Source organism: Paraplanobispora takensis (assembly GCF_016863195.1).
In the GTDB taxonomy this organism is placed as follows: domain Bacteria; phylum Actinomycetota; class Actinomycetes; order Streptosporangiales; family Streptosporangiaceae; genus Planobispora; species Planobispora takensis.
On sequence record NZ_BOOK01000008.1, the window covers coordinates 90,434 to 108,655 of the forward strand.

An 18,222-nucleotide genomic window follows, 5' to 3' on the forward strand; every position below is an offset into this window, starting at 1 on the left:
ATCGGATATTCGCGGGCGGGAGTGGTGCGGCCGGTGGTAGACACGGCGGCATGCGACCAGAACCCGGACAGGTGCTGCACTTCTCCGAGGACCCCACGATCACCCGGTTCGTCCCGCATGTGGCGGCCACGGCGCGCAGGTCCGGGGCCTATGTCTGGGCCGTGGACTCCGACCGCTGTCCCGACTACTGGTTTCCCCGCCAGTGCCCGCGTGCCATGGCCTGGACGGTGCCCGGTACGACGGACGCCGACCGTGAGCGGATCGTCGGTCCCGGCTGCGGGCGGCGGGTCCACGTGATCGAGTACGGCTGGCTGGAGGCGTTCCTGAGCGTGCGGCTGTACGGCTACCGCCTGCCCGCGGAGAAGTTCGTCCCGGTGGGCGAGCCGGTGCCGAACGCGGTGGTCGCCACCGAGCCCGTCGAACCCCTGGGCCCGCCCGAGCCGGTCGGCGACCTGCTGCGCCTGCACCGGGAGGCGGGCATCCAGCTCAGGCTGCTGGACAACCTGTGGGAGTTCTGGGAGGCGGTGACCGTCAGCTCGCTGGGCTGGAGCGGCATCAGGCTCCGCAACGCCCGTCCCCGGACGGACGGGCGGGCCTGACTCAGCCGGTGGCCGCCCGGTCCGTCCCGGGCGCGCCGTACGGTCCGGATCCGGTGTCCGCCGGTGTGGCGCCGACGGCCGGGACGAGCTCCGGCGGCAGGGGATAGGGACGTTCGGCGGGCAGCAGCTCCGTGGCCCGGTCACGGTCGCCTCCGCGCAGGGCCGCGTGGATCTCGTGGACCCGGGGGGTGATGTCGGTGATGGAGAGCGTCCACCCGTCGATATAGCGGTCGACGGCCTCGCGGGAGAGCCCGATCTGGACGGACCGGTACGGCAGGGCGTTCAGATGCAGGTCGCGCTCGGGGTCCCACTGGACGCGCACCGGGCTCCGCCGGAGTCGCCGGGCCCAGGCGGCCTGGTCGGCGCCGGGTCCGGCGTGGCTCGGGCAGGAGTTCGCCAGCGCCCACTCGAAGCCCTCGCGGGTGATCTCGACCGCCAGCACGCGCTCCTGGCCGGGCTTGGTGGCCCAGCCGCAGCGGTACATCATCCACAGGAACGACGGCTTGATCCACGTCATCCGCTCCCGCTTGAACGGCGGGACGAACCGCTGCGCGGCCACGGCCGGCCCGGCGACGGCGGGGGAGTAGGCCTGGTAGACGGTGATCGAATCGTCGGTGTGGACGGCGCGGACCTGCCGGTAGGGGGCGTTCATGCGACCCAGGGTGGCCAACCGGCTCCCGGCCGGGCAACGGATTATCCGGTCCTGCCCAGCGGCCGGCTCGGTGACCGGTCCCCGGCCGGGTCAGCCGGACTGACGGGGCAGGGGCGGCAGGGCGGCCGCGGCGGTCTCGTGGTCGAGGCCGGTGGCCAGCAGCAGGTCGACGACGACGGAGCGCAGCTGGGCGGTCATGGTGCCGGTGGACAGGCCCGCGCCTTCGGTGGGGACGTCGCGCAGCCGGGCGGCCGCTCCCGTGACCGCCTCCCTGGTGCCGGAGGGCCGCCCACCGGCCGCGAGCTCGTCGCGGAACAGCAGCGCGGCGTCGGCGAGCTCGCGCAGGGCCAGGGAGATCGCGGCGGGCGGCCGCTCCCCCTCGGACAGGGCGACGACGGCCCGCCGGGTGAGGACGCGGGTGTTGCGCAGCGCGTGGTCGATGGGCTCGGCGGCCGTCTCGTAGCGCAGGAGCTGCCGGCGCAGGCGGCGGCGCATCGGAGAGATGGAGGTGATCTCCCTCTCCGTCTTCACGGCCGTGCCCAGGTCGTCCACCGCCTTCTGCGTCCCCCTGACCTCCTCCAGCGTGTCGGTCGCCAGCTCCGCGTCGGAGGCGTCCAGGGCCTCGGCGGTGCCGCGCAGGGCGGAGGACAGGGACTCCAGGACGGTGGCCACGTGCCGCTGGACGATGGCCGCGGGGCTGGCGGGCAGCAGGGCGGTGGCGGCGACGCCCAGCGCGCCGCCGAGCAGGGCGTCGACCATCCGGTCCAGCCCGCCGGTACCGGTGGGGGGCAGCAGAGTGGCGACCAGGACGGCCGACGAGGCCGCCTGCCCCACGATCAGCGACCCGCTGTCCAGCAGGACCGCGGCGCCCATGGCCAGGGCGACGACGAGGGCGATCTGCCACGGGCCGGAGCCGATCTGGAGGATCAGCAGGTCCCCGACGCCCACGCCCAGGCTCACCCCGACGACCAGCTCCGCCAGCCGGCGCAGCCGCTGGCCGCCGGCGACGCCGATGCAGATCACCACGGCGATCGGCGCGAAGAAGGGACGGGGGTGGTGGAGCACGTCCTTGGCCACGACCCAGGCCAGCGCGGAGGCCACGGCGCACTGGGCGATGGACGGCCCCATCACCGACAGCCGTCGCATCCGGCCCTGCACATCGACGTTCACGCTTCTCCCCCCGTACGCCTCCTGCCGCTCATCCTTCCCCGCGGACCCGGGAGCGCTCACCCCGGCCCGCCGGCTCCGGGCGCACGGGTCCGGATCACTGAGCCCCGGGCTCGCGGGTCTCGGGCTCGCGGGCCTCGGGGTCGCGGGTCTCGGGGTCGCGGGCGAGGACCGACCGCCCGCCGTCGACGGGCACGGTCGCGCCGTTGATGAAGCTCGCCTCGTCGGAGAGCAGGTGGAAGATCGCGGCGGCGACCTCCTCGGGCCGTCCGACCCGGCCCAGCGGGTGCAGCAGCGCCATCTCGTGCTCGATCCGCGCGGCGCCGTCGGCTCCCTGCCGGTCGAGGAAGTCGTCGTAGCGTTCGGTGCGGATCGATCCCAGCGCGACGGCGTTGACCCGGATGCCGCGCGGGCCGTACTCGACGGCGAGCGCGCGGGTCAGCCCCTCGACCGCGGCCTTGGCGGTCACGTACGGCGTGCAGCCCGGCACCGCCCGGCCCGCCTGGTGCGAGGAGACGTTGACGATCGCCCCCGGCGTCCCCGCCGCGAGGAAACGGCGCACGGCCGTGGTGCAACCGGCGAGGGCGGGGGCGAGGTTGGCCGTGACGAGGTCCAGCACCGTCCGGGCGGAGGCCGAGTGGACCGAGGCGTCGCGGAACACCGCGGCGTTGTTGACCCAGCCCGCCAGCGTGCCCCCCTCCTGCGCGGCGTCGGCGGCCCGCTCGGCGACGGCCTCGTCACCGGCGTCGCCGATCACGGCCCTGACCCGCGATCCGCCGGGGTGACCCTCCACCCAGGCCAGCGCGGCCGCGTCGAACTCGATGGCGACCACGCGGCCGGTATGGTCGGCGTCGCCGAGCAGCCGCTCGACCACGGCCCTGCCGACGCCGCGACCCGCGCCCGTCACCACGTAGGAACGGCCCACATCCGCCTCCGATCTCGATGATCGTCCTCAGCTTCGATCCAACCTACGGCGCGCGGCGGCGGGCGGGACTGCAAGCCGCGGTCAATCCGCGTGCAAGCCCGGCCGCCTAACGTCGGAGTGTGTCCAGACGACTGATTCTCGGCGGCGCCGCGATCACCGCGAGCGCGGCGCTGATGTTCCCCTTCACCCAGGCCTCCGCGCAGGCGGCCGTCCCGGACCGGGCGCCGGCCTCCACGGCCACCGCCGCGGCCCCCGCCACGCCGGCCAAGAAGCTGTTCGGCGCCTGGCTGCGCGGGGACCGCGCCGCCGCCGCCCGGGTGGCCACGCCCTCGGCGGTGAAGACCGTGTTCTCCTACGTCTACCGCGCCCCGGACGAGTTCGCCGGGTGCACCGGTAACGTCTGCCGGTTCGTGCACACCAGCGTGAACGTGCCGGGCGGTCTCGACGGCATTCTGATGGTCGTCTCCGGGTCGAAGGTGACGAAGGTCTACCAGTCGCGTCATTTCACCACTCCCTCCTCCGCCGCCAAGCACCTGTTCGCGTCCTGGAAGCGCCATGACCGCTACAGCGGCCTGGAGGCCGCCCGTACGGGTGCCGTGAACAAGCTGTTCCGGGTGAAGTACGACCCGAAGGGCGTGGCCCACACCTTCCAGGGCTGCTCGAAGGAGCCCAAGGGCTACGCGTGCGCCTACTCCTACGAGGGCGGCGCCATGTTCATGCACGTCCGCGGCTCGAAGACCACCGGCTACGACGTCCGTTCGATCAGCTACATCGCGGACTGAACGGATCGAGCGGGCCGTACCGCCGATAGAGCCACCGTCCGGGCGAGCGGGTCCAACGGCGCACCCGCCCGCCCGGTACGGTTCCCCGGCCGGACCGTCCGGGTCCTTCTCACGACCGGGGATGCTCCATCCACCACTCGGTGAACTCACGGCAGCGCCCGGCGCGGTCGAGCCGGATCACCCACAGATTGCTGTAGACGCGCTCGGGGTAGGCGGTGGTCCCCTGGATGACGGCCACCTCGCCGGTGACGCTCAGCGGCGCCCAGGTGAAGGTGGTCTCGCCGGGTTCGTCCCTGCGGTCCAGCCAGCCTGAGACGATCTCCTCGCGGCCGCGCCACGGCGGGTCGAACGGGGTGGTGTAGTAGGCGGCGTCCTCGGTGAAAAGTGCGCTGATGTGCGCGCGGTCGTTGGAGTTCCAGGCGCGGACGTAGGCGTCGATCCACGCGTTGACGCGGCTGAGATCCGTCATGGCATCCGGTCTATCCCGCGACGCCGCCCGGCGGAAGACCGAAGTGCCCGCAGTGGTGATCGTGACCGCAGGTGCGGGCGTTAAACTCTCCCGCATGGTCGGCCGCATCCTTTTCCTCACCTTCGGCTGCATAGCGCTGTTCTTCGGCGCGGGCCTCTCCTTCTCGGACGAGCCGAAGGAGGCCCAGCAGGCGCTGATCATCACCTGGGTGGGAGTGGGACTGATGATCGGCGGTGCCGCGTGCGGAGCCGCCGAGCGCCGCAACGTCCCCGTCCAGACGCCTCCGCAGCCCCCCGCCCCGCAGCACTATCCCCCGCAGGGGCAGCCCCATCCGCAGGGCTACGCCGCTCCCCTGCACACCGCTCCCACGCAGGGCTATCCCCCCGCGCAGGGCTACACCGCCCCCTACCCGCACGCGTAGGGGAGTCCTGTCCCACGCGCGTCCTCTGTCCACGCGCGGGCACCCCGGCGGGACGCGTACGGCCGGACGGCGGGTGGGACGTCCCGGAGCCGCGGTCCGGGACGCCGCAGGACCGTGTCAGGGGCGGCGGCCGGTGAAGTACGGGAACGCCGTCTGCGGGTCGGCCCCCGGCGGGGGAGCGGTCCGCGGCCCGGACGCCTCGGTCGCCTGGAGGGCGGCGTAGTGAGGGCGCAGTCTCTCGTGGATTCTGACGACGGCCTCGCGGGCCAGGAAGTCACCCGTGAGGCGGTCGGACCGGTCGGCGATCTCAGACATGTGATGATCCGATCTTCGGTGAGGGAAGGAGAGGAGGAAGGACCGCCGCCCGTGGGCGCGCGATCCGGCTCTAGAGGCGGGCCAGGGAGGCCTCCAGGTTGCGCAGCACGGCCGAGCGCCAGCCGCCGCCCATGATCGCGCGGGCCCGCTGTCGCAGCGGGTCGTCCGGGTCGAAGCCCTCGTGCAGGAGGAACAGCCGGGTACCGGTGCCCTCCGGTTCCAGGGTCCAGGTGATCGTCCAGTCGGCGTCGTTGCCGGGACCGGCGTCGCGCCAGCCGATCTTGAGCATCCTGCCGGTCTCGTAGGCGAGCACCTCGGCCAGGATGGTGCCGGAGAACCCGGTGCCGGACATGGGGACGGTCCGCATGGTGTACCGGTGCCCGATTCCGAGGCGGAAGTCCCCGGGCATCAGCCACAGGGCGAGCAGGTCCGGCTCGGTCGGCGCCCGCCACACCTTGGCGGGCGGGTGCGCGAGGAACCGGTCGAGGTGGAGGGTGGTCGGGTCGTCGTCGCTCATGACTCCCCGTCCAGCCGGTCTGACTCCTCGTCCATCCGATCGAGCAGGTCACGCAGCCCGGAGAGCCTGTCGCGCCAGAACCGCTCGAACGGGCTCAACCACTGCTGCACCTCGTTCAGCGGCACCGCCTCCAGCCGGTACAGCCGCAGGACCTCCCGGCGCACCGGGGATCCGCAACGATCGGGAGAAGCGAAAAGCCCCGGTCGTGGACCGGGGCTCTCGGCGGGCCGGGGGACCGGCCGGGTGGTGGACGATACTGGGATTGAACCAGTGACCTCTTCCGTGTCAGGGAAGCGCTCTCCCGCTGAGCTAATCGTCCTCGGGTGAGACCAGAGCGGAAGACGGGATTCGAACCCGCGACCCTCACCTTGGCAAGGTGATGCTCTACCACTGAGCCACTTCCGCACGTCCGCCGGGTGTTTCCCCCTGCGGCGTCGAGAGAACTCTAGCGGGTTTTCCGGGCGGGTGCGTAACCGCGCGCCCGTACGGCCCCGCGTCGCCCCCGGCGGCCGCCCCGGCGCCGTTCCCGGGAGCCGATCCGTCCCGCCGCCGGGAAGCGGTTCGTCCCACCCCGCCGGGTACGGTAGAAACGCCAGGTGGAGTCGTTGAAGCTGGGTTCGCTGGAGATCTGGCCGCCGGTGGTCCTCGCGCCCATGGCCGGGATCACCAACGCGCCGTTCCGCACGCTCTGCCGCGAGCAGGGCGGCGGGCTGTTCGTCTGCGAGATGATCACGACGCGGGCGCTGGTCGAGCGCAACGCCAAGACGCTCAAGATGATCCGCTTCGCACCCCAGGAGAGGCTCCGGAGCATCCAGCTCTACGGGGTGGACCCGGTCACCGTCGGCCGGGCCGTGCGGATGGTCGCCGGGGAGGGCCTGGCCGACCACATCGACCTCAACTTCGGCTGCCCGGTGCCCAAGGTGACCCGGCGCGGCGGGGGCTCCGCGCTGCCGTACAAGCGCAACCTGCTGCGCGCCATCCTGCGTGAGGCCGTGCGCAACGCCGGGACGCTCCCGGTGACCATGAAGATGCGCAAGGGCATCGACGACGACCACCTGACCTACCTGGACGCCGGGCGCATCGCCGTGGAGGAGGGGATCTCGGCGGTCGCGCTGCACGGCCGTACCGCGATCCAGCACTACGGCGGGACGGCCGACTGGGAGGCGATCGCGCGGCTGAAGGAGGCCGTCACCGAGATCCCGGTGCTCGGCAACGGCGACATCTGGAGCGCCGGTGACGCGCTGCGGATGATGGAGTCGACCGGATGCGACGGGGTGGTGGTGGGCCGGGGCTGCCTGGGCCGCCCGTGGCTCTTCCGCGACCTGGCCGCCGCCTGCGAGGGCAGCGGCGAGCGGGCCCGCCCGGCGCTCGGCGAGGTCGCCGCGACCATGGACCGGCACGCCACGCTGCTGACCGAGGCCTTCGGCAGTGAGCAGCACGCCGTGGCCGACTTCCGCAAGCACGTCGGCTGGTATCTCAAGGGCTTCACCGTCGGCGCCGACCTGCGCCGCCGCCTGGCGACCTCGAACTCCCTCGCCGAGCTGCGCGCGGGCCTGGCCGAGCTCGATGCGGCCCAGCCCTGGCCCGAGGGCGTGGACGCACCGCGCGGCAAGACCCACGCCCGCGACCGGGTCCACCTGCCCGCGGGCTGGCTGGACGACCCCTACGACCTGGCCGTGCCCTGCGCCGACGCCGAGCTCGACACCTCCGGCGGCTGACGGCGGCCGGCGGCGGCCGGCGGCGGCGGCTGAGGTCCGCGTCCGGCCGCGCCCCGCGCCCGATGATCATAGTGATCATAATGTGACCTCATTCTGACGGCCGCGCGTCAGCGATCTCGATAACGTGCGGTCAAAGGCCGGGGCTCACACGTGGGAGCGGCGTTTGACGGGCACGACAGCACCACCACCGTCCTCGCCCGAGGCGTTGATCGCGGAGTTCGACGCCGAGCGGCCCGCCCGTCACCTGTCCGGACGGGTGTCGCGGGCCGTCACGCTGGTCGCGCTGGGCCTGTCGCTGTACGTGCTGTGGCAGACGTTCCTGCCCGGCTCCGTCCTGCCCTACCGGATGGCCTTCCTCGCGGTCGTGCTGCCGCTCGTCTTCGTCTGCTACAAGCCCCGGCGCGGCGGCGGCGAGAGTCCCGGCGGCGCCGACTGGGCGCTGGCCGCGCTCGCGCTGGCCGCCTGCGTCTACCCGCTGGTCGTCTTCGAGGACTTCATCCGGCGCACGTTCGACCCCACCGCCCTGGACGTGGCCGTGGGGGCGGTCATCTGCGTGCTGGTCCTGGAGGCCTGCCGGCGGACCGTCGGCTGGATCCTGCCGGCCGTCTGCCTGCTCTTCCTCGCCTACGCCTACTACGGCGGCTACCTGCCCTTCGACTGGGTGCTCGGGCACCGCGGCTACGACATCGACCGGATCATCGTCGCCTTCGTCATGGGCACCGACGGGGTGTACGGCGTGCCGCTGGACGTGGCGGCCACCTACATCATCCTGTTCACCATCTACGGGGCCGTGCTCGACCACTCCGGCGCGGGCCGGTTCTTCGTGGACGTCTCCCTGGCCGCCTTCCGCCGCTCACGGGCCGCGCCGGGCCGTACGGTGACCCTGGCGGGCTTCCTGCTGGGCACCGTCAGCGGCTCCGGCGTCGCGACGACCGTGAGCGTCGGCAGCGTCGCCTGGCCGATCCTGCGCCGCGCGGGATATCCGCGTGAGCAGGGCGGGGGAGTGCTGGCCGCGGCGGGCATCGGGGCGATCCTGTCGCCGCCCACGCTGGGCGCGGCGGCGTTCATCATCGCCGAGTACATGCAGGTGAGCTATCTGACGGTGCTGGCCTACGCGCTGATCCCCACCCTGCTGTACTACCTGGGCATCTTCCTGGCGATCGAGCTCGACGCCCGCCGGTACGGCACGCACGCCGTCGCCGCCGACGCGCCGCGCCTGGGGCCGCTGCTGCGGCGCTTCGGCTACCACTTCAGCTCGCTGTTCGTCATCGTCGTGCTGATGGCGCTGGGCCAGTCGCCGTTCCGCGCGGTGGTGTACGCCACGCTCCTGGCCGCCGCGCTGTCCTTCCTGGACCGCGAGCACCGGCTCACGCCCCGCCGGGCGGCGCACGCCCTGGCCGCCGGCACGCTGGGGGTGCTGCCGGTGGCGGTCACCTGCGCCGCCGCCGGGATGATCGTGGCCGTCGTCACCCTCACCGGCCTGGGACTCAAGGCCGGCTCGGTGATCGTGGGCCTGTCCGGCGGCGTGCTCGTGGTCACCGCGCTGCTGTGCGCGCTGGCGGTGCTCCTGCTCGGCCTGGCCGTACCCGTGACCGCGTCGTTCGTCATTGCCGCGGCCATCATCGCGCCCGCGCTCAAGGGCCTGGGCGTGACCCCCGCCGAGACCTACATGTTCATCTTCTACTACGCCGTGCTGTCGGAGGTCAGCCCGCCCACGGCGCTGTCGGCCTTCGCCGCCTCGGCCATCACCGGCGGCAACGCCTACCGGACCATGCTGGCCACCTGGAAGTACACCCTGCCGGCCTTCCTGGTGCCCTTCGCCTTCGTCCTGACGCCGGGCGGGGCCGCGCTGCTCGGCCAGGGGTCGGCGGGGGAGATCCTGCTCGCCACCGCGGTCTCGGCGCCGGCCGTGGCCGCGCTGGCCATGGCCACCGGCGGGCGGGCGGCCGGTCCGGCCGGGATCGCCGTGCGGGCGCTGTACGGCGCGGCCGCCGTCCTGCTGCTGTTCCTGTCGCCCGTCCCCATCCTGATCGGGACGGGCGTGCTGATCCTCGCAACCGCACTCCACCTCGTCCTGCGAAAACGAGAGGCCCGATCATGAGACGTCTGACTGTCCTGCTGGCCGCCGGGATCCTCGCCCTCAGCGCCTGCGGAGGCGACAGGTCCGCCGAGCAGGCCGCCGAGCAGACGGCCGCCGGCGGCGGAGGCAAGCGCCTGTCGATCGCCACCGGCAACACCACCGGCGTCTACTACGTCCTCGGCGGCGGCCTGGCCGACCAGATCGGCAAGACCATCCCCGGCTACCAGGCGACGGCCGAGGCGACCGGCGCCTCGGTGGAGAACATCCAGCGCGTGGTCAAAGGCGACTCCGACATCGCCTTCACCCTGGCCGACTCCGCAGCCGACGCGATCGCGGGCAAGGGGTCGTTCACCTCTCCCCAGCCGATCCGCGCCATCGCCCGGCTCTACGACAACTCCACCCAGGTCGTCGCCACCACCGAGGCGGACGTGAAGTCGATCGCCGACCTGAAGGGCAAACGCGTCTCCACCGGCTCGCCGAACTCCGGCACCGAGGTGATCGCGCTGCGCCTGCTGGAGACGGCCGGGCTCGACCCCGACAAGGACGTCACCCGCCAGTCGCTGGGCCTGCCCGAGAGCGTGCAGGGCATGAAGGACGGCACCATCGACGCCCTGATCTGGTCGGGCGGGCTGCCCACCCCGGGCATCACCGACCTGTTCACCAGCATGAAGGACGAGGTCGCGTTCGTCCCGCTCGACGCCGCGCTGCCGAAGATGCAGGCCGAGCACGGGCAGGTCTACGCGCAGGGCACCATCGGCAAGGACGTCTACGGCACCCCGGCCGACGTGCCCACGATCGTGGTCCCCAACCTGCTGGTGGTCAACCAGAGCATGGACGCCGCGCTCGCGGAGAGCCTGGCCAGGCTGCTCTTCGACCGCAAGACGGAGCTGGAGCAGGTCCACCCCTCGGCCAAGAGCATCACCCGCGAGAAGGCGCCCCTGACCGCGCCCGTCCCGCTGCACGAGGGCGCCGAGAAGTACTACGGCTGAGCCGCCGGGGGCGGGCCGCCTCGCCGGGGCCCGCCCGGACCCGGCCGGTGCCGCAGGGTCAGGACCCGGTCGCGCCGACGGAGGTGGACCCGCCGCTGCGCCAGTAGACGTTGTCCTCCCGGGTCAGCATGCCCTCGTCCACCAGATAGCGGCGCAGCGCCGCGTAGTCGTCGTGGAAGGCGCGCAGCGCCACGTTGACGGCCTTCTCCGGATAGCGCACACCCGGCTCGAAGACCTGGGCGACGTAGTCCAGGACGATCAGCTGCTTGTCGCGCTTGCTGGGGATGGCGCGCAGCCGCCCGTCCACCAGGAAGGAGCGCAGCACCTTCTCCTCGGGCGAGACCGGCTCGGGCGGCGGGGCCATGGCGTGCAGCAGCTCGCGGAAGCGCTCACGCCGCACCCGCCACCGTCCCTCACCGTCGGAGACGACCAGCCCGCCGCGCTCCAGCCGGTTCAGCGCCAGCAGCATCGCGTCGCGGTCGAGCCCGGACTCCTGCGGCCCGCGTTCCAGGGCCAGCGCCGACAGCACCCGCAACGTGTCGTCCTGGTACAGCAGGCCGAGGACCTGCCTGATCGCCTCATCGCTCATGGGGTCATCCTTACGGTTCCCGCTTCCGCGCCGCCATCGGAAATCCCGCGGGGCCTCACAGGCGGTTCAGGCCCTGGACGTGGAGTACGGCGCGGCCCTCCTCGTCGGAGGCGGCGAGGTCGACCTGGGCGTCGATGCCCCAGTCGCCGTCACCGGCGGGGTCGGCGATGACCTGGCGGACCTTCCACAGCTCCTTCTCCTCCTCGATGCGGAGCAGGGCGGGGCCGCGGGCGTCGGGACCGGTGCCGACCTCGTCGTGGTCGTCGTAGTAGGCGTCCAGCGCGGCGGGCCAGTCGACGTCGGGGGCCAGCTCGGCCAGCTCCTCCTCCTTCTCCAGGGCGACCAGCTCCACCAGGCGGAACATCGCGTTGCGGACCAGCACCCGGAAGGCGCGCGGGTTGCCGGTGACCGGGCGCGGCTTGGTCTCGATCTCCTGCTCGGCCTCGGGCAGCAGGGCGGGGTTGGCCAGCTTCTCCCACTCGTCGATCAGGCTGGAGTCGACCTGGCGGACCAGCTCGCCGAGCCACTCGATGAGGTCGACCAGGTCCTCGGTCTTCAGGTGCTCGGGGATGGTGCGCGAGAGCGTGCGGTAGGCGTCGGCCAGGTAGCGCAGCACGGTGCCCTCGGAGCGGGCCAGCTCGTAGTGGGCGACGTACTCGGTGAAGGTCATCGCCTGCTCGTACATGTCCCGGATGACGCTCTTGGGGCTCACCGTGTAGTCGGCCACCCACGGGTGACCGCGCCGGTAGGTCTCGTAGGCGCCCAGCAGCAGGTCGGCCAGGGGCATCGGGTGGGTGATCTCGGCCAGGAGCTCCATCCGCTCCTCGTACTCGATCCCGTCGGCCTTCATCTGCGCCACCGCCTCGCCCCTGGCCCGCTTCAGCTGGGCGGACAGGATCTGGCGCGGGTCGTCGAGGATGGACTCCACGATCGAGACCATGTCCAGGGCGTAGGTGGGCGACTCCCGGTCGAGCAGCTCGAAGGCGGCCAGCGCGAACGTCGACAGCGCCTGGTTGAGCGCGAAGTCCTCTTGCAGGTCGATGGTGAGGCGGGCCCTGCGCCCCTGCTCGTCGGGCTCGCGCAGCTGCTCCACCACGCCGCCCGCCAGCAGCGAGCGGTAGATCGCGATGGCCTGGCTGATGTGCCGCCGCTGCCACTTGCGGTCCTCGTGGTTGTCGGTGAGCAGGTGCTTCATCGCCGCGAAGCAGTCGCCCGGCCGGTTGATGACCGCCAGCAGCATGGCGTTGCTGACCTTGAAGCGCGAGGCCAGCGGCTCGGGCTCGGCCTGCTGCAGGTTGGTGAAGGTCTCCTCGCTCCAGCCCACGAAGCCCTCCGGCGGCTTCTTCCGGGCGTAGCCGCGCCGCCGCTTGGGGTCGTCGCCGATCTTCGCCAGCGCCCGCTCGTTCTCGATGACGTACTCGGGGGCCTGGCAGGCGACGTAGCCGATGGTGTCGAAGCCGGCCCGGCCCGCCCGCCCGGCGATCTGGTGGAACTCCCGGGCCCGCAGCCGCCGGACCTTGTTGCCGTCGTACTTGCTCAGCGCGGTGAACAGCACGGTGCGGATCGGCACGTTGACGCCGACGCCCAGGGTGTCGGTGCCGCAGATGACCTTCAGCAGCCCGGCCTGGGCCAGGCGCTCGACCAGCCGGCGGTACTTCGGCAGCATGCCGGCGTGGTGCACGCCGATGCCGTGCCGTACCAGCCGGGACAGGGCCCGGCCGAAGTTCGTGGTGAACCGGAAGCGGCCGATGAGCGCGGCGATGGCCTCCTTCTCGGCCTTGGAGCACATGTTGATGCTCATCAGCGCCTGCGCCCGCTCCATGGCCGCGGCCTGGGTGAAGTGGACCACGTAGACCGGGTACTGGTTGGTGGAGAGCATCTCCTCCAGCGTCTCGTGCAGCGCGGTCATCCGGTAGGAGTAGACCAGCGGGACCGGGCGCTCGGCGTGCTTGACCACCGCGGTGGGACGGCCGGTGCGCCGGGTGAGGTCCTCCTCGAACATGCTCACGTCGCCGAGGGTCGCCGACATCAGGACGAACTGCACCTGCGGCAGCTCCAGCAGCGGCACCTGCCAGGCCCAGCCGCGGTCGGGCTCGGCGTAGAAGTGGAACTCGTCCATCACGACCTGGCCGATGTCGGCCTGGGCCCCGTCGCGCAGCGCCACGTTGGCGAGGATCTCCGCGGTGCAGCAGATGATCGGCGCCCCGGGGTTCACGCTCGCGTCGCCGGTCATCATGCCGACGTTCTCGGTGCCGAAGATCTCGCACAGGTCGAAGAACTTCTCCGACACCAGCGCCTTGATCGGAGCGCTGTAGAAGGTGCGCACGTCACGGGTCAGCGCGGTGAAGTGCGCGCCGGCCGCCACCAGGCTCTTGCCCGACCCCGTCGGGGTGGCCAGGATCAGGTTGTTGCCGGAGACCACCTCGATGAGGGCCTCCTCCTGGGCGGGATAGAGGGTGAGCCCCCGTTCGGTGTTCCACTCGACGAAGGCGTCGAAGATGGCGTCGGCGTCGGCGTCGATCTCTTCCGGCAGGCGGTCTACAAGGCTCACGGTTCCCATCCTGCCGAACTTCAGGCGGTGGTCGCACCGTCGGGTCGGCGAACACGGGCCGAGCGGGCCAGCAAAAGGGCCGCCAGGAGGGCGGCGGCGCCCAGCGCGGGCGCCCAGCCCGGAACGAAACCGAACACGGTCAGGGTGAGCAGCCCCGTGCCCGCCAGCACCGCCGCGACCGCGATCCTGACCGTCCCGCCCCGGTACGGCGCGGCGGAGTCCTTCTCCTCGAAGCGGGTGAAGGCCCGCAGCAGCGGCCACAGCGCCAGCGCCAGCATGACCAGCCAGTGCGGCCACCCCGACAGCCACGCCGAGGTGCCCGGCTCCGGGGTGGAGACGCCCAGCCCCACCACGACCACCGCGGTCACCGTGAACAGCGCGCTCATGTGCCACAGGTAGACCGTCATCATGCGGGGCCCGGCCCAGGTCAGCACCCGCGCCGCCATCGGCAGCGCGGCGAGCCCGGTGATCCCCCGGCGCAGCGCCACGGCCAGCCCGATCTGGCCGACGCCCACCGCCAGCAGGGCGAGCGTGGGAGGCGCCATGTTGGACATCTCGGCGCCCGGCATGCCGATCATGCTGCCCGGGTACGGGCCGAACGCCACCAGCAGGGCGGCCAGGCCGTACCCCGCGGCCGCCATGACCCACGGCCTGCTCAGCCGGCCGTCGGCGTACAGGAAGCCGAGCTGGTGCACCGCGAGCCAGACCAGGACGATGTTGGGGAAGCCGGCGATCTCCAGGCCGCTGGAGAAGCGCAGCACGTCGACCGCGACGGCCCCGGCCATCAGCGCGGCGGGCACGCGCAGGCCGTACAGCGTGTTGAGCCTGAGCATCAGCGGCGTCGCGGCCACCGCCACGAGATAGATCGCCAGGAACCACAGCAGCTGCCCGGCCAGGCGCGAGGCCGTGACCACCGGCTGCTCGGGCAGGCCGAGGGCCAGCAGCAGGTGGGGCAGGGGGATCCAGACCGCCGCCAGCGGCAGCACCGGCAGCACCAGGCGGCGCAGCCGCGCGGCCAGCCACGCCGGGGCCGCCGTGCCGCGCCGCACCGCTCCGCGCCGGCTGATGGCGTTGGCGGCGCCCCCGGCGAAGAACACCAGCGGCATCACCTGGCTGATCCACGTGATCATCCAGGCGTTCCCGGACGCCAGCGCGTTCCCGGTGGTGATCTCCGTACCGGAGAAGGACAGCACCGGCATGCTCCAGTGCTGCAGCACCACCAGCGCCATGCCGAACAACCGCAGCACGTCGATGAAGGGGTCACGGCCGGGCGGCGCGGAGGGCGGGGCGGGTGTCCGCGGGAGCGGGACGCGGGGTGCGGGGCGGGTCAGAACGGCGGTCACCGGGAGTCTCGATTCGTCAGGGGGCGATGAGTCGAGACTCCCGCGCGGCCCCGAGGCGGCGCAGTGACGGAGACGGGTCTCTTCGAAGCGTGATCACCCCACCGGGGAGGGTAGGGCCAGCCCTACCCCGGCAAGCCTGCCGGCAGGATCGATCCGGCGCCCGGCAGCTCGTAGCGTTGCCCTCATGAGATCCCTCCTGCGCCGCATCGGCATCGACACCCGCTACCTGCTCCTCAGCTTCCCCCTGGCGGTGATCGCCTTCTGCCTGATGGTCGCCGGCTTCTCGGCCGGCGCCTCGACGGTGGTCGTCTGGATCGGGGTGCCGATCCTGGGCGCGACCTTGATGCTGGCCCGGGGCTTCGCCGATCTGGAGCGCCGGATGCTGCCCGAGGTGCTGGGCCGTGCGGTGGCCCGGCCGCGCTATCGGCCGGCCCCGCAGAGCGCCGGGTTCTTGCGCCGGGTGGTCAACCCGCTGACCAGCGGGCAGTCCTGGCTGGACATGCTGTACGGGATCGTGAACTTCCCGGTGGCCGTCGTGACGTTCTGCCTGACGGTGACCTGGTGGGCCGGGACGGTCTTCGGGCTGACCTATCCGGTCTACGGGTGGATCCTGGAGGCGATCCCGGACAACAACGGCCTGCCGGAGCTGCTCGGGCTGGGCGACAGCGCCCTGACGGGTGTGGTGTTCAACACCGCGATCGGCGTGCTGTTCGCGATCACGCTGCCGATGGTGGTCCGCGGTGCGGCGCTGGTGCAGTCGGGGCTCAGCCGGGCCATGCTGACCGGCGTGGCCGAGCTGCACGAGCGCATCGACGATCTGGCCGAGGGACGGGCCGCGGCGGTCTCGGCCGAGGCCAACGCGCTGCGCAAGCTGGAGCGCGACATCCACGACGGGCCGCAGCAGCGCCTGGTCTCCCTGGCCATGGACCTCTCGCGTGCCCAGCGCCAGCTCAAGCGCGACCCGCAGGCCGTCGAGCGGATGCTCTCGGAGGCCATCACCTCCACCAGGGAGACCCTGGACGAGCTGCGCGCCCTGTCGCGCGGCATCGCCCCGCCGATCCTGACCGACCGCGGCCTGACCCCGGCGCTGGCCGCGCTGGCCGGCCGCTGCACCGTCCCGGTCGAGCTGGACGTCCAGGTGGAGGGGCGCTTCGCCGCCGCGGTGGAGAACACCGTCTACTTCGTGGTCGCCGAGACCCTGACCAACATCGCCAAGCACAGCCACGCCACCGTCTGCACGGTCACCCTGAGCAAGACCGGTGGCGTCCTGATGCTCACGATCGGGGATGATGGGGTCGGCGGCGCACACGTCGCCAAGGGACACGGCCTGTCCGGCCTCGCCGACCGCCTGCGGGCGGTGGACGGCGAGCTGTCGGTGAACTCCCCGGTGGGCGGGCCGACGGTGATCGTGGCGGAGGTTCCGTGCGGATAGTCGTGGCCGACGACGCTGTGCTGATCAGGGAGGGCCTGATCAGGCTGCTGGAGGAGTTCGGTTGCGAGGTGGTGGCGGCGGTCGGCGACGGTGACGCTCTCGTGGCGGCCGTCGCCGAGCACCGCCCGGACGTGTCGGTGGTGGACGTGCGGATGCCGCCCGGCTTCACCGACGAGGGGCTGCGGGCCGCGGTCGAGGCGCGGCGGCGGGTGCCGGGGGCCCCGGTGCTGATCCTGTCCCAGTACGTGGAGGTGTCCTATGCGGACGACCTGCTCGCCGACGCCCGCGGGGCGGTGGGCTATCTGCTCAAGGACCGCGTCGTCGACGTCGACGACTTCATGGGGGGCCTGCGCGCGGTCGCGGCCGGCGGCACGGTCTTCGACCCGCAGGTGGTGGCCCAGCTGATGGTACGGCGCCGCCGCGACGACCCGCTGGCCTCCCTCACCCCCCGGGAGCGCGAGGTCCTCGGCCTGATGGCGGAGGGCAGGTCGAACCCGGCCATCGGCCGTCAGCTGGTGATCAGCGACGGCGCGGTGGAGAAGCACATCCGCAGCATCTTCGCCAAGCTCGGCCTGCACGCCGAGGACGGCGACCAGCACCGCCGGGTCCTGGCGGTGCTGGCCTACCTGCGCTCCTGAGAGGACGCCATGCAGGCCCACGACCTGTCGGCCGGTGGCGAGGTGCTGGCCCGCGTGCACGACACGGCCCGTACGGCGGCGCGGCTGCACGGCCTGGCCGGCGCCGAGGTCACGCTGATCAACGTCTCGGAGAACGCCACCTTCCGGGTGGAGGACCCGGCGACCGGGACCCGCGCGATCCTGCGGGTGCACCGGCTCGGCTACCACTCCGTCCCGGCGATCGCCTCCGAGCTGGCCTGGCTGGAGGCGCTGCGCGAGCAGGCCGGGGTCAGGACCCCCGGGGTGATCCCCGCCCCGGACGGCTCCCGGGTGCTGACCGTCCCCGGCGAGCGGCCCCGCGAGTGCGTCATGTTCGAGTTCCTGCCCGGGACGGAGCCGCCGCAGGAGCGCCTGGTCGAGGACTTCGAGCTGCTCGGCGAGGTCACCGCGCGGATGCACCGGCACGCGCGGACCTGGCGCCGACCGGCCGGGTTCACCCGTTTCCACTGGGACTACGACGCGGCCCTGGGGAGCGAGTCCCGCTGGGGGCGCTGGCAGGACGGCCTGGGCATGGACACCGAGGCGCCGGCCGTACTGGACCGGCTGGACAAGGAGCTGCGCGAGCGGCTGCACCGCTTCGGCCGCGGCCCCGGCCGCTACGGCCTGATCCACGCGGACCTGCGCCTGGCCAACCTGCTGACCACCGGGGACGGGCCGCCCAGCGTCATCGACTTCGACGACTGCGGCTTCGGCTGGTATCTCTACGATCTGGCCGCGGCGCTCAGCTTCATCGAGCACCACCCGCTGGTCCCGGAGATGATCGAGGCGTGGCTGCGGGGCTATCGGACCGTGCTCGCCCTCCCCGCCGAGGAGGAGGCCGAGATCTGGACGTTCGTCATGTTCCGCCGCCTGCTGCTGGTCGCCTGGATCGGCACCCACACCGGGGTGGACATCGCCGCCGAGCTCGGCGCGGGTTACACCGCCGGCACCTGCGAGCTGGCCGAACGCTATCTGACGGGCGCCCTCTGACAGAGCCGTCTGACGGATGTCACCCGC

Annotated in this window: 19 protein-coding genes and 2 tRNA genes; 9 read left to right on the forward strand and 12 right to left on the reverse strand. The window is 72.5% G+C overall.

All coding sequences use genetic code 11. From position 1 onward, the window contains the following. Positions 1 to 50 precede the first annotated feature (50 nt). The gene (locus Pta02_RS07150; protein WP_203873892.1) at positions 51 to 599 is read left to right on the forward strand and encodes a DUF6886 family protein; all 549 of its coding nucleotides are present in this window, start codon (positions 51 to 53) and stop codon (positions 597 to 599) included. 1 nt (position 600) lies between these two features. Here the strand turns inward: Pta02_RS07150 and Pta02_RS07155 are convergent, their stop codons facing one another. The 3 genes from Pta02_RS07155 to Pta02_RS07165 all read right to left on the reverse strand — a co-directional run bounded on the left by Pta02_RS07155 (position 601) and on the right by Pta02_RS07165 (position 3,343). Beyond that, positions 601 to 1,251 carry a DUF4291 domain-containing protein gene (locus Pta02_RS07155; RefSeq protein ID WP_203873893.1) on the reverse strand — a complete coding sequence of 217 codons (651 nt, stop codon included), beginning with the start codon at positions 1,249 to 1,251 and terminating at the stop codon, positions 601 to 603. 90 nt (positions 1,252 to 1,341) lie between these two features. Beyond that, entirely contained in the window at positions 1,342 to 2,421 is a 1,080-nt protein-coding gene (locus tag Pta02_RS07160) for an FUSC family protein (RefSeq protein ID WP_239129794.1), read from the reverse strand. A gap of 94 nt (positions 2,422 to 2,515) precedes the next feature. Then, positions 2,516 to 3,343 (reverse strand): SDR family NAD(P)-dependent oxidoreductase, encoded by an 828-nt coding sequence (locus tag Pta02_RS07165; protein ID WP_239129797.1) that lies wholly within the window; start codon positions 3,341 to 3,343, stop codon positions 2,516 to 2,518. A gap of 119 nt (positions 3,344 to 3,462) precedes the next feature. Here Pta02_RS07165 and Pta02_RS07170 point away from each other — a divergent pair, with 119 nt between their 5' ends. Then, positions 3,463 to 4,125 (forward strand): hypothetical protein, encoded by a 663-nt coding sequence (locus Pta02_RS07170; RefSeq protein WP_203873894.1) that lies wholly within the window; start codon positions 3,463 to 3,465, stop codon positions 4,123 to 4,125. Between the two features lie 109 nt (positions 4,126 to 4,234). Here Pta02_RS07170 and Pta02_RS07175 read toward each other — a convergent pair whose 3' ends face one another. Further along, complete coding sequence (locus tag Pta02_RS07175) at positions 4,235 to 4,594, reverse strand: nuclear transport factor 2 family protein (protein WP_203873895.1); 360 nt, start codon at positions 4,592 to 4,594, stop codon at positions 4,235 to 4,237. Between the two features lie 94 nt (positions 4,595 to 4,688). Here Pta02_RS07175 and Pta02_RS07180 point away from each other — a divergent pair, with 94 nt between their 5' ends. Continuing rightward, positions 4,689 to 5,015, forward strand: a complete 327-nt coding sequence (locus Pta02_RS07180; RefSeq protein ID WP_203873896.1) for a hypothetical protein — start codon at positions 4,689 to 4,691, stop codon at positions 5,013 to 5,015. Between the two features lie 117 nt (positions 5,016 to 5,132). Here Pta02_RS07180 and Pta02_RS07185 read toward each other — a convergent pair whose 3' ends face one another. The 5 genes from Pta02_RS07185 to Pta02_RS07205 all read right to left on the reverse strand — a co-directional run bounded on the left by Pta02_RS07185 (position 5,133) and on the right by Pta02_RS07205 (position 6,252). Next, entirely contained in the window at positions 5,133 to 5,330 is a 198-nt protein-coding gene (locus Pta02_RS07185) for a hypothetical protein (RefSeq protein ID WP_203873897.1), read from the reverse strand. Positions 5,331 to 5,400: 70 nt separating this feature from the next. Further along, on the reverse strand, positions 5,401 to 5,847 hold the full coding sequence (locus tag Pta02_RS07190; RefSeq protein WP_203873898.1) for an SRPBCC family protein: 447 nt from the start codon (positions 5,845 to 5,847) through the stop codon (positions 5,401 to 5,403). Further along, positions 5,844 to 6,011, reverse strand: coding sequence for a hypothetical protein (locus Pta02_RS07195; protein WP_203873899.1), 168 nt, complete (start codon positions 6,009 to 6,011; stop codon positions 5,844 to 5,846). The genes Pta02_RS07190 and Pta02_RS07195 overlap by 4 nt, the downstream gene beginning before the upstream one ends. Positions 6,012 to 6,091: 80 nt before the next feature. Continuing rightward, positions 6,092 to 6,166, reverse strand: a tRNA-Val gene (locus tag Pta02_RS07200). Between the two features lie 14 nt (positions 6,167 to 6,180). Further along, positions 6,181 to 6,252 (reverse strand) — tRNA-Gly (locus Pta02_RS07205). A 191-nt stretch (positions 6,253 to 6,443) separates the two neighbouring features. On the opposite strand from Pta02_RS07205, the gene dusB reads away from it, so the two are divergent. The 3 genes from dusB to Pta02_RS07220 all read left to right on the forward strand — a co-directional run bounded on the left by dusB (position 6,444) and on the right by Pta02_RS07220 (position 10,634). Then, positions 6,444 to 7,565 carry a tRNA dihydrouridine synthase DusB gene (dusB, locus tag Pta02_RS07210; protein ID WP_203873900.1) on the forward strand — a complete coding sequence of 374 codons (1,122 nt, stop codon included), beginning with the start codon at positions 6,444 to 6,446 and terminating at the stop codon, positions 7,563 to 7,565. 163 nt (positions 7,566 to 7,728) lie between these two features. Continuing rightward, the gene (locus Pta02_RS07215) at positions 7,729 to 9,666 is read left to right on the forward strand and encodes a TRAP transporter permease (RefSeq protein ID WP_203873901.1); all 1,938 of its coding nucleotides are present in this window, start codon (positions 7,729 to 7,731) and stop codon (positions 9,664 to 9,666) included. Then, positions 9,663 to 10,634 carry a TAXI family TRAP transporter solute-binding subunit gene (locus Pta02_RS07220; RefSeq protein WP_203873902.1) on the forward strand — a complete coding sequence of 324 codons (972 nt, stop codon included), beginning with the start codon at positions 9,663 to 9,665 and terminating at the stop codon, positions 10,632 to 10,634. Before Pta02_RS07215 ends, Pta02_RS07220 begins: the two co-directional genes overlap by 4 nt. 58 nt (positions 10,635 to 10,692) lie before the next feature. On the opposite strand, the gene Pta02_RS07225 is transcribed toward Pta02_RS07220, so the two are convergent. Genes Pta02_RS07225 through Pta02_RS07235 form a run of 3 tightly spaced genes read right to left on the reverse strand, consistent with a single transcriptional unit; the run spans position 10,693 to position 15,117 of the window. After that, positions 10,693 to 11,223, reverse strand: a complete 531-nt coding sequence (locus Pta02_RS07225) for a DUF2087 domain-containing protein (protein ID WP_203873903.1) — start codon at positions 11,221 to 11,223, stop codon at positions 10,693 to 10,695. Between the two features lie 55 nt (positions 11,224 to 11,278). Continuing rightward, a complete protein-coding gene (locus Pta02_RS07230; RefSeq protein ID WP_203873904.1) occupies positions 11,279 to 13,783 on the reverse strand; it encodes a DEAD/DEAH box helicase in 2,505 nt (834 codons plus the stop codon). An 11-nt stretch (positions 13,784 to 13,794) separates the two neighbouring features. Next, positions 13,795 to 15,117: an acyltransferase family protein gene (locus tag Pta02_RS07235; protein ID WP_203873905.1), complete on the reverse strand. Its 1,323-nt coding sequence runs from the start codon at positions 15,115 to 15,117 to the stop codon at positions 13,795 to 13,797. Between the two features lie 184 nt (positions 15,118 to 15,301). Between Pta02_RS07235 and Pta02_RS07240 the strand changes: the two genes are divergently transcribed. The 3 genes from Pta02_RS07240 to Pta02_RS07250 are packed head-to-tail and all read left to right on the forward strand — an operon-like array spanning position 15,302 to position 18,195. Then, positions 15,302 to 16,549, forward strand: a complete 1,248-nt coding sequence (locus Pta02_RS07240; protein ID WP_203873906.1) for a sensor histidine kinase — start codon at positions 15,302 to 15,304, stop codon at positions 16,547 to 16,549. Then, complete coding sequence (locus tag Pta02_RS07245) at positions 16,540 to 17,187, forward strand: response regulator (protein ID WP_203873907.1); 648 nt, start codon at positions 16,540 to 16,542, stop codon at positions 17,185 to 17,187. Before Pta02_RS07240 ends, Pta02_RS07245 begins: the two co-directional genes overlap by 10 nt. 9 nt (positions 17,188 to 17,196) lie before the next feature. Further along, positions 17,197 to 18,195, forward strand: coding sequence for a phosphotransferase enzyme family protein (locus tag Pta02_RS07250; RefSeq protein WP_203873908.1), 999 nt, complete (start codon positions 17,197 to 17,199; stop codon positions 18,193 to 18,195). Positions 18,196 to 18,222 lie beyond the last annotated feature (27 nt).